This window comes from Cellulosimicrobium sp. So1_17 (genome assembly GCF_055181235.1).
Genome location: NZ_CM143702.1, coordinates 1,939,879 through 1,954,168 on the forward strand (window position 1 = coordinate 1,939,879; position 14,290 = coordinate 1,954,168).

A 14,290-nucleotide genomic window follows, 5' to 3' on the forward strand; every position below is an offset into this window, starting at 1 on the left:
TAGAACCAGCGGTCGCGAGGTAGAACCCGCCGGGTTCTACCTCGCGACCTGCGGTTCTACCTCGTGGTCAGCACGTGGCCGCCTCGTACGCGACCTCGAACTCCTTCGACACCTCGCCGGAGCCGTCGAGCACCGCGGTCCCGGTCGCCGTCGCGCTCCCGGCCCCGACCGACGACGCCCGCACCGCGAACGACTGGTAGGCGTTCTTGCCCGGCGCGACGCCCGCGACCGTCTTCGTGCCGAACGGCGTGGCGAGCGTGACCTCGACCGGGACGTCCTCGCCGTTCGTGGCCCGCACCGCGACGTACGCCGTGCCCGCGAGGCAGCGCGCCTGCGCGGTCACGTCGAGCGCGAGCTCCGGCGCGACCTCTGCCGGGGAGAACTCCCACGTGTCGACCTCCGCCAGGTCCTGGCCCTCCGGGCCGGCGAAGGTGAGGTACACGTCGTGCACCCCGCTGACGCCGGAGAGCTCGGCCGTGACCTCGGACCACTCGCCCACCTGCGCGTCGAGGGCGATCGTCCCCACGACGGGACCGGTACGGTCGTCGAGGCGCACCTCGACCTGACCACCCTCGACGAGCGGCTTGACGCGCGCCGTGAGGCTCGCGGCACCGTCGCCGAAGTCGACCGCCGAGAGCGCGGACCAGTCGCCGTCGTCCACGTCGCGCACGACGAGGTTCGGGGCGTCCTCGCCGAACTGCGCGGAGCCGCCGTCGACCTTCGCGGTCGCGAGGCCCTGCTGCCACGCGAACGTCTCGGCCTCGAGGACCTGGAACGGGTCGAGGTCCTTGACCTGCTCCGGGCCCGCGTACGTCCCGACCACCTGCTGGATCGTGCCGTCGGCGTTGAACCCCAGCTCCTGGATGTGCGGGCTGCGGTACCCCTGCGTCGTGCTCCCGTTGATGCGCTTGTTGAGCGTCGGCGCGTGGTACGTGAAGTAGTACTTCCCGTCGAGCTCGAACACGGACTGGTGGTTGTTCCCGCCGGTGCCCGCGCCGAAGAACTGCGACTGGTTGGGGAACAGGACGCCCGCGTACGTCTCCTTGGGGAACGACATCGGGTCGTCGGACATCATGTAACCGATCTGGCCGCCCCCCGGGTAGCCCGGCAGCGGTGTCTGGTTGCCGCCGAAGTCGTTGCCGCCGAAGTGGGAGGAGTACGACAGGTAGTACGTGCCCTCGCGCTCGAACACCTGCGCCGCCTCGAACGCGACGGGCGCGTCCACGACGGCCGCCGTGCCCTGCGTCGAGACCATGTCGTCGCCCAGCTCGATGACCCGGATGTTCTTCGGGTTGTTGAAGCGCTCCGCCGCCGGCATCGACGTCGACGCGGGACCGCCACCGAAGTAGAGGTACGCCTCGCCGTCGTCGGTGACGAGCGGGGCCGGGTCGAACTTCCACGCCACCGCCTCGGCGCCCGGGGTCCGGCCGTCGATGAGGGTGCTGTCGCGCTCGCTCGTCCAGGGCCCCACCGGGGACTCACCCGTGATGACGTTCGAGGAGCCGCCGCCGTTGGCGTAGTAGAGGAAGTACTTCTCGACCCCGTCGACGACCTTCTTCGCCATGCCGGGCGCCCACGAGTTGTTCGTGAACGGCGCGACGCCGTTCGGCCCCGCGACCTGGATCTCCCCGTGGTCCGTCCAGTTCACGAGGTCCTCGGACGAGATGACGGTGATCTGGTTGATGTTCCCGTAGTTGATCTGCGGGGAGACACCGGTCACCGGGTCGGGGGCGTACCCCTGCGTGTCGTTCGTCAGGTACATGTACACGCGCCCGTCCTCGACGAACCCGAACCCGTCGGCCCCGAACTTGTGGGAGATCAGCGGGTTGTGCTCGCCGGGGAGCTTGCCGACGACCTCGATCGTCCTCGACGGCGGCTTGGGCGGCGGCGCCCCGACGACCGACACGTCGTCGAGCACGAAGTCCATGAGGTGGGTGGCAGGGTCGGCGGACGGGTTCGAGGTCCACGGCGTCTCGAAGAACAGCCGCGCGGTGCCGACTCCCTGGCTCGCCGGGATCGTGAACGTGCCGTCGAACGTCGCCCACTGGCCCTTGGTCGCGGTGACGCTCACGAGGTTCGTGTACGTCCCGCCGCCGTAGTGCATGGTGGCGAAGAACTGCTTGGTCGGCGGCGCGTCCGCGGCGTCGTACCTGATCCGGGCGGTCAGCTCGTAGGTCTGCCCGGCCTGGACCTTCCCGCTGAGGTCCTGCATCGGGCCCGAGCCCGTCGTCGCGCGCTCGGTCGTGAGCGCTGCGGCGGCGCCCGAGAACGCGCCGTCCGTCGTCGACAGCACGGCCTCGTCGGTCGCGTTCCCGTCGTTGACGAACCATCCGGTGGTGCCGTCCTCGAAGCCGCCGTTCACGACCAGCTCCTCGTCCGCGGCCTGCGAGGGCAGCGCGGCGAACGACGCCGAGAGCAGCGTCACGAGTGCCGCCCCGGCGAGTGCGCCGCGCACGCGGCGTCGTCTGCGGTGGTGCGTGTCCATGGATCCTCCTCGATCGATGTCCTGCTGTTCCCGTCCCCGCGGTGCGCGGGACGGGTCGTGCGCGACGGCGACCCGTGCCGTCGTCGTACCCCCCTCCTCGAGCGGACGACGCCCGGCCGGCCGGGTCTGCACGACCGGCCGGGCGCCGTCGGTCAGCCGTAGGCGACCGTGCGGGAGGCCGACGCGCCGTCGGTCGGGCGCGTGACGGCGACGGTCGCCTCCCCGGCGGGCGCGTCCGCGAGGCGGGTCGCGAACGCCTGGTAGGCGTTCGCCCCGGGCGCGACGCCGGCGAAGGTGCGGCTGCCGTAGGGCGTCGACACGACGACGTCGACGGGGACGTCCTCGTCGTTCGTCACGCGGACGGCCACGTAGTCCCTGCCGGCCATCGCGCGAACGCTCGCCTCGGCCGTGAACGCCACCGCGGGAGCCTCGGCCTCGGCGAGCGACGCGACCGCCAGCGCGAGGGCCCGCGCCGGTGCGTCGGCCTGGTTCTGGGTCGACGGCGCGGTCGTCGCGCGCGCCCAGGCGAGCCCTTTTTCGACGGCGGCCCACGACTCGGGCGTGAACGCCGCCGGGTCGAGCGCCTCGGCCTCGGCGACGACGGCGTCGAGTGCGGTACGGTCCGCGCCTCCGTCGGCGTCGAGCACGTCGCTCAGGAGGAAGTGGTCGACGTCCACGTGGCCGCCCGTCTGCTCCTTGGCGTAGGAGAAGAGCCCGAACCGGTAGCCCATGAAGTGCGACAGGCTCCAGTCCATGACGAGCGGTCCCTGACGTGCGCCGAGCGGCTGCCACGTCTGCCCGTCGAGGCTGTACGAGTACTGCACCCAGAGCTGGCCGTTCGGCGACGCGAAGTCGGCGTCGGCCTTGACGTGGACGTCGGTGCGGTCGCCGAGCGGCACCTGCGACCCCGCGACGAACGACTCCACCGCGTCACGGTCGATCGTGTCGGTGAACGGCTGCAGGCGGGTGACGAGCCCGAGGGTGCGCTCGCCGTCCACCTGCTGGATCCCCGCGTACGCGAAGCTGCGACCGTAGACCGCGAGGCCCGCCACGTCGCCGTCGCGCATGCCCGAGACGTCGAGGCGGGTCTCCGCCGAGGAGCTGGGCCCGAACGTGCGCTGGCCGAGCGTGTTGCGGGCCTCCTCCAGGTACGTGAGGTCGCGCCCGGGCGCCTTCGTGTACTCGGCCTCGCCCGTGACGACGTGGCCGTTGGTCAGGCGCAGCCAGCCCTCACGCTCGGTGAGGGACCAGTAGCGGTTGTCGGGGGCGTGGTTCCACTGCCAGGCGAGGTCGAGGTCGGACCCGTCGTACGACACCTCCGCGAGCGTGGGGTGCTCGACCTCCGGGGTCAGACCCACGACCGACACGTCGTCGAGCAGGTACTCGACGCTCGACGACGGCGGCTGCGGGTTCGCCCACGGCGTCTCGACCGCGAGCTTGAAGGCGGACACGTCGGTGCCGCTCGGGACCGTGTAGGTGCCGCTGACCGTCGCCCACTCCCCCGGCGTCGCGTTCGCCCACGCGAGGGTCTTGACGCCGCCGCCCCAGTCGCCGACGAGGTTGAACCGCACCTGGTCCGGGCCGTCGGCGTACTTCACGCGCGCCGACACCTCGTACGTCACGCCCGCCTGGACCTTCCCGCCGAGCTGCTGGTTCGGCCCGGAGCCGTTGAGCGTGCGGTCGCTCACCTCCAGGGCCGCGGTGCCCGACGCCGCGTCCGCCGTCACGCGGGAGACGCTCGCCCCGTACTGGGCGCCCCAGGGCGCGGTCGTCGCGTCCTCGAACCCGGGGTTCGTCACGAGCTCGACCCCGAGCAGCGACTCGTCGTAGACCGGCGCCTCCGGGATCTCCCAGACCGTGTCGCTGAAGGCGCGGTGCTCCGCGTCGTTCGCGAAGTCGTCCGACGCGACGATGCTCTTGAGCCGCTCGCGCCGCTCGGTCGCCTCGTCGAGCACGATCGGCTTGGTGAACACGTCGCCCACCCGGACCACGCCGTCGTCGCCGAACGTCGGCCAGCCGTCCTGCCACGTCGCGGGGATGAGCGCCGGGATCCGTCCGAGCGGGTACGTGTCGCGGAAGAACATGCCCCACCACTCGTACCCGCCCTCGCCGTCGGGCACCTCGACGAGGCCGCCCTGCGCGAACCCGTCCGAGTTCAGCGCGCTGCGCGCCTCGTAGGGGTTGGACCCGTCCTCCGTCTGGTAGCGGCCGAGCAGGTGCGGTGAGCGGAACAGCACCTCCTGACGGTTCTGGCCGCTCGGCCACGTGATGATCGCGACGTAGTACTCACCGTCGACGTAGTGCACCTGCGCACCCTCGAAGAGCCCGCCGATGAACGGCTGCCCGGCGTAGTCGCTCGCGCGGAAGATGTCCGGGTAGTCCGCCACGATCGTGGTGAGGTCGTCGTCCAGCCGGACCGCGCTCGTCGCACCCGAACCGTAGAAGATGTAGGGCGTCCCGCCGTCCGCCTCGTCGAAGAACAGCGACGGGTCGTGGAGCCCACGGCCGAGCGGCGTGCGCTCCCAGGCGCCGTCCTCGACGTCGTCCGTGCGGAAGAGGAACGACCCGCCCAGGTCGTTGGTGTTGAACACCACGTAGAACGTGCCGTCGTGATAGCGCAGCGACGACGCCCACTGACCGTTCCCGTACCCGTTCTGCCCGTTGCGCAGCGACGAGACGTCGCCGACCCCGAGACGGTCGTACACGTAGCCGACGATCTCCCAGCTCACGAGGTCGTACGACTTCATGATCGGGGCGCCCGGGGCGAGGTGCATCGTCGTGCTGATCATGTAGTAGACGTCACGGCCCTCGTCGTTCTCCGCGGCCGGGACGCGCGTCACGCTGATGTCGGGGACGTCGCTGCTCAGCAGCGGGACGCCGTAGGTCCCGTCGCCGTTGTCGGTCGTGGTCAGTCCTGTGATCGTCGTTCCCGGGTCGTCCGCGGCGCTCGCTGCTCCTGACGTGACCGATCCGAGCGCGAGCGCGCCCGCGACCGCCACCGCGCCTGCTCTGCCGAGCCGGTCGTGCGTACGTGCTGTCATCCCGTCCTCCTCCTTGAGGTCGTGCTGCGGGCGGTATCGGTGTCGTCATCGATATCGAGAACACCGACGTCGCGAGGTAGAACCGCAGGTCGCGAGAGAGAACCCGGCGGGTTCTAGCTCGCGACCTGCGGTTCTACCTCGCGGTCAGCACGTGGCCGCGTCGAACGCGGCGTCGTGCTCCGTGGTGACGGGCTGCGGACCGTCGGAGGTGTCGAGGACCGCGGTGCCCGTGACCGTCGCCGTGCCCCCCGCCACCGACGACGCCCGCACCGCGAACGACTGGTAGGCCGCCTTGCCGGGCGCGACGCCGGCGAACGCCTTCGTCCCGAACGGCGTCACCAGCGTGACGTCCGCCGGCACGTCGCCCGCGTTCGTCGCCCGCACCGCGACGTACGCCTTCCCGGCGAGGCACCGTGCTGTCGCCTCGACGACCAGCTCGACCTCCGGCTCCGGCGTCACCTCGCCCTCGACGATCTCGACCGTGTAGGTCGTCGACGTCGTGTGGTCCTGCGCGACGCCGACGACCTCGAGCGTGCGGCCCGAGCCGTCCTCGGGCAGCGGCACGACCCGCCCTCGCGTGTCGTCGACCAGCACGCCGTCGACGCGGACGAGCCCGCTCGGCACGTGCGGGTCGGCGTCGAGCACGACGCTCGCCGTGCCCTCCGGAACGGTCAGCGTGTAGGCCGTCGTCGCCGGGTCGAACGCGGGCGCGAGCGTCCCGGTGTCGAACCCGAGCGCCGACAGGCCCGGCGTCGCGTCGTACGACGCCGCCCGGTCGACACCCACACCGAAGACGCCGCCTGCCCACCCGCCGGTCGCCTGGAACCGCACGGTCACGACGGGGATGCGTTCCCCGTCCTCGTCGAGGACCAGCTCTCCCGCGCTGTCGACCTTCCAGCGCGTGGCCTCCCCGAGCTCCAGGTACTTCGCCGGGAGCTGGGTCGTGTCGACGTAGAAGCCCTGCTCGTCCTTGCCCGGAGCGTTCGCGACCGTGGTGACGGTCTTCAGCTTCTCGTCGTTCACGTAAACGTCGAACGTCCGCCCCTGGTCGCCCGAGTAGAGGGTGACGCCCAGATGGTTGGTCGCGGAGGCCGGGTCGATCATGAGGTCGTAGCTGAACCACCCGGTGCCGTTCGCGTGCCGGAACTGCCGGCCGCTGAACGCGCCGACCGAGGACCCGCTCTGCTTCAGGTTCTTCGCGTTCTCGAAGTTGTTGTTGTCGAAGCTCGTCAGCTCGTCGACCGTGCGGTCGGCGTCCCGCAGCTCCTCCTTGGCGCGCAGGATGCGCTCCTGCGACGCCGCCGAGTCGGGCTCGTCGAGGTTCAGGTACAGGCCGTACGTCACGTCCCAGTTGGTGTGGTGGGGCGTGAAGACGAGCCCGTCGGCGTCGGCGGTGCTGCGCAGGCGGAGCTGGACCCGTCCGTCGGCCGCGTCCTCGACGCGCACGAGGTTCTCGGTGATGCGCTCCTTCCACTCGTCCGCGCCCATCCCGGCCGCGGTGATCGTCGTCCGTGCGTCCTCGTCGCGCGTCGACGAGCGCACGAGGATGCCGGTGCCCTGCCACGCGGGCTCGGGGACCGCGCCGAGGTCGGCGGACAGCACCACGGGCCCGTAGCGGAACGCGACGAAGTACGGGTTGTCCGGGGTGTCGACGACGGAAACCTCCATCGGCATCGTGTACCGGACCACGTCGCCGGCGGCGACAGGCAGCACGACGTACCCGCGCGACACGTCCGGTTCGACGACGGCGCCGTTCACCTCGAGCGACACGTCGCCCGCGGCCCACGACGGCACGCGCAGGCGCAGCGTCGCGTCCTCGGCGACCGCGCCGCCGTCGAGCGCCGCGACGTGGAACGTCACGGTGTCGTCGTTCGGCAGGTTCGCCTCCTGCTCCACGCGCAGGTTCTGCGCCGCGTGGTCGAACGTCGAGGAGAAGAACATGTTCACCCACACGGAGCCCTGGCCCGTGAAGTAGATCGAGTCACCGAGCTTGGAGAAGTTCTCCATGCCGGTCCCGGTGCAGCACCAGAACTCGGTGAACGGCAGGTTGAACACCTTGTGGTAGCCCGAGCCCATGGGGTTGAAGTACGTCGTCGTGCCGGTCTCGGGGTTCTGCGACGACAAGATCGTGTTGATGAACGCGTTCTCGTAGTAGTCCGCGTACCGCACGTCCTTGCTGAGCTTGAAGAGCTCGCGCGACAGCTTGAGCATGTTGTACTCGTTGCACGTCTCGGCCGTCTCGGCGTTGCGCGCGTCGCCCTGCTCGTCGGCGTGCTCGTGCAGCGAGCCGGGCTCGTGGAAGTGCTCCGCCTGGCTGTTCGCCCCGGTCACGTAGGTGTGGTCGCGCACGACGATGTCGAAGAAGTTCTCCGCCGCCGCGAGGTACATCGGCAGCTCGTCCTTCTCCGCCTGCGTGAGGAGCGCGTAGTACTCGGGGTTCTGCGTGAAGACGCGGTAGCGCTTGAGCGCCCCGAGGAGCTTGGGGATCTGCGTGTTGGCGTGCTTGCCCGGCAGGACGTCCTGGCCCGCGGCGAGCTGGCGGAACAACGACACCTCGTCGAACGCCTCCGCCGCGTCCTTGATCCGCTCGTCGCCCGTGATCTCGAAGAGCTCGTACAGCGCCTCGTTCATGCCGCCGTACTCGGTGCGCAGCATGACGTCGGTGCTCGGGAGCCTCGACACGCGACCCTGCACGTAGACCCCGAAGTCGGTCGCGACGGCGAGCGCCTCGTCGCCGACGGGCCCGTCGACGTACTCGGCGACGTCGAGCAGCCCGGCGAGCACCTTGTGCAGGTTGTACCAGGGCACGATGACGTTCTCGTCGGACGACCCCGTGCCCTGCACCTCGTCGAGGATCGACTCGCGGAACGCGGACACGTAACCCGCCGAGCCCGGGTGCGACGCCGCGTAGGCGTCCTGGACGCGCGAGAGCCCTCCCACGGCCTGCTCGATCTCCGTGAAGAGCGCGTCCTTCGTGGCCTGGTCGGGAGTCGACGACCACGACATCGAGAGGGCCGACAGGTAGTGGCCGAACGCGTGCCCGCGGAAGTTCACCGCGTTGCTGCGCTCCCAGCCGCCGTACCCCGCCGCGGTCGTCGGGGTCAGCCCTCCGACCTTGTAGAACTCGTAGAGGAACGTCTCCGCGTCGAGGCTGAGCAGGTACTCGTGCTCCTTCGACGCCGCGTTCTGCAGGAAGTCGTCGGAGAGCAGCACCGAGGGCAGCGCCGTGTCCTCGAGCGGCGTCTCGTCGACGACCGCGGGCACGAGCACCTCGAACTCCCGCGTGACCGGCTCGCCGTCGAGGTAGCGGACGCTCGCGGTGAGCGTCACGTGCGCGTCGTCCTCGCCGAGCGCGGGCCGGTTCACCGCGCCGTCGGTCCCGATGACGTCGGGGTCGGAGGACCGCCACGTCACCGTCGAGCCGCGCGACGCGGTGTCGGGCAGCACGAGCGCGACGGTGGCGCGCTCGGGCAGCGTCAGGCCGTCGGCGTCGTCGCGCGCGACGGCGTCGCGGTCGATCACCTGCCCCGACTCCTCGTAGAGCCCGACGACGTCCGCGAGGTTCGCGACGCCGTCGTACAGCCGGTACTGGTCGAGCGCCGCGCGGAGGTAGCCGCCGTTGTACTGCGGGCCGTTGAAGCCGATGGTCTTGGGCAGCGCCGGGTCGGAGCCGAGCACGCCGGTCGCGTCGCCGCCGACCGCGGTGGCCACCGTGGACGGCACCTTCTCGCCGTTGCGGTAGAACGCGACGTCCTTCGTCGTGCGGTCGTACGTGACGACGACGTGCGTCCACTCGTCCGCGGGGAAGAACGACGCGCGGTCGGAGCTCGCGACGCGCACCTTGTACGGCTGGCCGGACGCGGGGCCGATCGACAGCGCGAGCGGAACCGTGTCGGACTCCGACGACAGGTACCAGCCGTCGGAGTTGTAGGCGCGCTTGTTCCACGTGACGAGGTGCTCGCCGGCGAGCCTCCCGCTCGGCTCGATCCAGAAGGAGAGCGTGAGGTCCTCGGGCTGCAGCTCTGTGGACGTGCCGAGGTCGAGGTACGTGTTCCCGGCCAGGCGCAGGGCCTGCGTCCCGGGGACGACGCCGTCCACGTACGCGTAGCCGGTGGGCGCGGACCCGGCGTGGCCGCGCAGCGACACGGGGTGCGCGAGCGGGCCGGAGTCGGTGACGTCGCCCTCGAACGCGAGGTCGAGGACGGGGTCGGACAGCGCGGGCTCGACCGCGACGGCGGTGGGCGCCCAGGTGGTCAGGGCCAGCGCGGTGGCGGCGGCGACGGCGGCGAACCGCGCCGGCCCACCGGGTCGACGGCGCACGCCGTCGGTCGTTCTCGGATGCATCGTTGCTCCTCGGGTCACGCGCGGGCTGCGGTGCCCGGCGACGTCGTGCGGTCGGGGTGGTGACCCTCGTGGCCTGTCGGACCGGCCACGAGGGAAGCGGGCTGCCAGGTCGAGCCCTAGACCGCCACCGCCGTGGCGACCTGACGGTCGAGCGGGCGGGGCGGCGTCGGATGCGAAGGGCGTAGAGCCGCGCGCGGAGACCGCCGGCCGAACGCCCGAGGTGACGGCGCGGCAGCCCGAGCACCGAGGCCGCCCCGCCCGCGGAGGCGGGGCGGCCGTCGGTACCCGGGCTCTACCTCACGGTGTTCAGCCGCAGCCGAGCGCGTCGTAGGCGACGTCGACGGTCGAGGTGACCTCCTCGCCGTCGACCACGGCCGTGCCCGTGACGGTCGCGGAACCCGCGGGGACGGAGACCGCGCGCGTCGCGAACGACTGGTACGCGTTCTTGCCCGGCGCGACGTCCGCGAACGCCTTGGTGCCGAACGGCGTGGCGAGCGTGACGTCCACGGCGACGTCCTCCCCGTTCGTGGCCCGCACCGCGACGTAGGTCTTGCCGGCGAGGCAGCGCGCCTGCGCGGTCACGTCGAGGTCGAGCTCCGGCGCGGCCTCGCTCGCGTGGAGCCGGACGAACGTGATCGAGTGCGCGGGGAACTCGTACGAGAAGTCCTCGCCCACGCCGGTGATCGTCCGCTCGACCGGCACCAGGAGCTCGGGGTCGGCCTTGGTGTTGGTGTCCGACGGCGCACCCACCATCTCGGTGACGGTCGCTTCCGAGGCGATGCCGGTCGCGTCCTCCAGCCCGTCCACGTGCACCTGGGTCCGCGCCGCGGTCTCGGTCGGGTTGACGACCTTGACCACCACGTCGCCCGTGTCGTCGTCGCGCGTGACGACCTGGTAGAGCGACTTCCTGGTCGGCTGCTCGTACGACATCTGGAGCTCGCCGTCGAGGTACAGCTCGATCGTCGAGCCCTCGACCACGACCTTGACGCGGTACGGCTGGCCGGCCTCGATGCTGTGGTTCTCCACCGCGGCGACCTCGTTCGCACTGCCGCCGTCCGCGCGCTGGAGCGCCTGGCGCGTGTTGTTCCACCCGCCGAGGTTCCACCAGTAGTAGTCGTTCGGGCCGCCGGCGGCGAAGCCGACGAGGAAGCCCTCCGACCCGGACGTCTTGCGCGCGTCGAGCTCGAGCGTGTAGCTCGACCAGTCCTTCGCGTACGCGCCCTCGATGGTCGAGCGCGCGTCGGTGACGTTCGTCGCCGACTGCACGTACGCGCCGTCCTGCGCGGCCCACGTGCCCGACTGCGGCTCCCACTGGTCGGCCCCGGACTCGAAGTCGTCGGAGAACAGGACGTCGCCGCTCGCGTTGTCCGTCACGCGCACGTTGTCGTACTGCGCGGCGGTGCTCCACGTCGACAGGAAGACCCCGCCGTCCACCGTCGCGCCCTCGGCGGGCGGGCCGGTGTGCGTGCTCGGGACCACCTGGTCGCCGACGTTCGCGGAGAACATCTGCTGCACGTAGTAGTTGACCGAGCCCCACGACTCGTCGTTGTCGAACCAGATCGCGTCGGGCGACCACTGCACGTACGACTCGTTGGCGAGCAGCGGCGCGTACGACGCGAGCCGCACGACGTCGGAGTTGCGCTCGAGGCCCGTCATGAACGCCGCCTCGGACAGCGCGTTGGCGAACGTGTTGCCGCGCGACGCGTACTCCCCGAGGAAGACCTGCGGGCCCTCGCGGTCGTAGGAGTCGTAGCGCTCGTCGTTCTCGAGGAACCACGACGGGTCGTTGTAGTAGTGCTCGTCGACCATGTCGACGCCCTGCTCGCGGTTGAACTCCCAGAGCTCGTCGAAGCGCGCGCCGGTGTCGTCGGGGCCGGAGTTGGAGATGATCTCGATATCCGGGTACTCCGCCGCGATGGCATCCCGGAAGGCCGGGAAGTTCGCCTCGAACGTCTTCGTGTTCTCCTCGTTGCCGAGCCCGATGTACTTGAGGTCGAACGGCTCCGGGTGGCCGAGCTCGGCGCGCACCGCGCCCCATTCGGTCGTGACGTCGCCGTTGGCGAACTCGATCAGGTCGACCGTGTCCTGCACCCAGCGCTGGATCTGCGCGGGGTCGGTCATCTCCGGGATGGTGCTGCCGCAGCCGTTGGCCCCGACGGACACCACGGGCAGCGGGGTCGCGCCGAGGTCCTCGGCGAAGAGGAAGTACTCGAGGTACCCGATGCCGTACGACTGGTTGTAGCCCCAGAAGTTCCAGTTGGTCGCGCGCTCCTCGACCGGACCGATGGTCTCCTTCCACTGGTACGTCCGACGGCGGTCCGTGAAGCCGGACTCCTCGTACGTGCGGAACGTGCCGACGTTCGTCACGCACCCGCCCGGGAAGCGCAGGAACTGCGGGTCGAGCGCCTCGATCTTCTCGGCGAGGTCCCTGCGGAGCACGGACTGCCCGTTCACCGGGCCGACCCACGTGTCCTGCGGGAAGAGCGACACCTGGTCGACGGCGAGCGTCCCGGCCGCGCCGGAGAGCAGCGCGAGCCGGCCGGCGTTCGTCGTGCCGGTCGCGGCGAGCGTGACGTCGTACTTCTTCCACGTGTTCGAGCCGTCGACGGCGACCTGACCGGTCGCGTAGGCGGTCGTCCCGGCCTCGTCCTCCACGCGGACCGTGACGGTCTGCGCCGTGGCCGACCGTGCCCAGACGGAGAAGTCGTACGACTCCCCCTCCTCGACGAACAGGCCCGTGTTGTAGCCCGCGTTGCGCACGCCGGCACCCGCCGCCGTCGTGGTCAGGTTGAGGTAGTTCCGGTTCGTGGCGTTGAGCCGGCCGGCGTCGTTCACGACCTGGGTCGTGGCCGTGGCGCCGCCGCGGTTCGCGGCGGCCCAGGCGGTGAGGCCCGTGAACGACCCGTTGTCCTGGTTGTTGAACTCGAACGACCGGTTGCGCACGAGCTCCGCGTAGAGCCCGCCGTCCGCGGCGTAGTTGATGTCCTCGTAGAAGATGCCGTAGAGCTCGTCGCTCATCTCGGTCCGCTCGCCCGCGAGGTCGACCGTGAGCTCGTGCTCGGCGCTCGACGTCGGCGTGAGCGTCAGCGGCGTCGCCGCGTCGCGCGGGCCGAGGACGAGCGCGCCGTCCTCCGCACGCACGCCGGCGTGCTGCTCGGGGTCGGCGGCGCTGCGCAGCCAGACCTTCCCGCCGCCCGCGTCGGTGATCCGCAGCGCCGTGCCGTCCGTGCCCGCGCCTCCGAGGGCGAGGCGGGGCTCCGGGTCTCCGGTGACGACGACGGGACGGTCACCGACCGCGAGCGTCACCGGCGACGTGCCGGGTGCGCCGTCGACGGCGGTCGCCTCGAGCGCGACGGTCGTCGCGGGACGCTCGTCGTCGAGCGCGAGCCCGTCGTCGGTCGCGACGAGGTACCGGGCGTCGCCCGGTCCGGCGAGCGTGAACGCGCCGTCGGGCACCTGGTCCTCGCCCTCCGCCGCCGTCAGCGCCACGTAGTCGAAGACCGCGGTGTGCGACGTGCCGTCCTGCGCGGCGAGCGCGTAGAGCCCGACCTGCGTGGTCGGGAAGTCGACGTCGACGGACCCGGTCGGCTGCCAGGCCGTCCCGTCCCAGTACGACGTGGTGATCGTGTCGCCCGCCCGCTGCATGCGCAGCGTCTCGCCCGTGGAGCCGGGCCGGTCGGTGAACGAGTCGGCGGCGAACACGCCGCCCGACTCGACGTCGTTCTCGATGGCGCGGCCCGACGGCGACAGGTCGCCGACGAAGGTCAGCCCCGAGCGGACGTAGTTGTCCATGTCCTGCCACGCGATGAGGCCCGCGCCCTGGTAGACGCGGTCGACCGGAGCCTCGACGTGGGTGACGACCGTGAAATCGCCGTCGGGCACGTCGAGCACGACGACGTTCTTGGCGGTGTTGTTCGTCTGCCACGTGTCGCCCGGCTGCGAACGGAGGGTCAGCGCGCCGTCGGCGACGGTGAGCGCCTCGGGCACCGGGTTCACGACGGTCCAGTCCGCGCCGAGCGCGGTGCCGTCGAACGTGTCGACCCACGCACCGTCGGGCAGGTCGGGCTCCGCGGCGGACGCCGGCAGCGACGACGCGAGCGCGACGGTGCCGACCAGTCCGCCCGCGAGCGCGACGGCGACCGTCCGGCGCCACCTCCGCGTCCGGGTGCTCAGGGGGTCCTCGGGGTGATCCATGGCCTTCCTCTCCTCGTTGAGAGACGTGGTCCGTGCCATCCGTGTGAGCGTTAACAGGCTCGCGGCCCACCGTAGTGTGAGCGTTCACATCTGACAAGGGTCCTCGTCGGGGTCGACGCGTCGGGCACGGGCGTGCCCTCGCGACCCGGGGTGCCGGCCCCGTCCAGCTCTGCGGTGCCTCCGGACGACCGGAGGGTCAGACGGGCGCGGCGCCGGGCCGCCGCGC

The 14,290-nt window shown here is 71.3% G+C and carries 4 protein-coding genes; all 4 read right to left on the reverse strand.

Features of this window, described 5'->3' with window-relative positions; translation table 11 throughout:
- Nucleotides 1–67: 67 nt before the first annotated feature.
- Nucleotides 68–2,485: a family 43 glycosylhydrolase gene (locus ACZCLJ_RS08610; protein ID WP_463106132.1), complete on the reverse strand. Its 2,418-nt coding sequence runs from the start codon at nucleotides 2,483–2,485 to the stop codon at nucleotides 68–70.
- Nucleotides 2,486–2,637: 152 nt separating this feature from the next.
- The gene (locus ACZCLJ_RS08615; RefSeq protein ID WP_463106133.1) at nucleotides 2,638–5,526 is read right to left on the reverse strand and encodes a beta-xylosidase family glycoside hydrolase; all 2,889 of its coding nucleotides are present in this window, start codon (nucleotides 5,524–5,526) and stop codon (nucleotides 2,638–2,640) included.
- Between the two features lie 144 nt (nucleotides 5,527–5,670).
- Complete coding sequence (locus tag ACZCLJ_RS08620; protein ID WP_463106134.1) at nucleotides 5,671–9,870, reverse strand: beta-L-arabinofuranosidase domain-containing protein; 4,200 nt, start codon at nucleotides 9,868–9,870, stop codon at nucleotides 5,671–5,673.
- A gap of 306 nt (nucleotides 9,871–10,176) precedes the next feature.
- Nucleotides 10,177–14,064 (reverse strand): alpha-L-arabinofuranosidase C-terminal domain-containing protein, encoded by a 3,888-nt coding sequence (locus tag ACZCLJ_RS08625; protein WP_463106135.1) that lies wholly within the window; start codon nucleotides 14,062–14,064, stop codon nucleotides 10,177–10,179.
- Nucleotides 14,065–14,290: the final 226 nt, after the last annotated feature.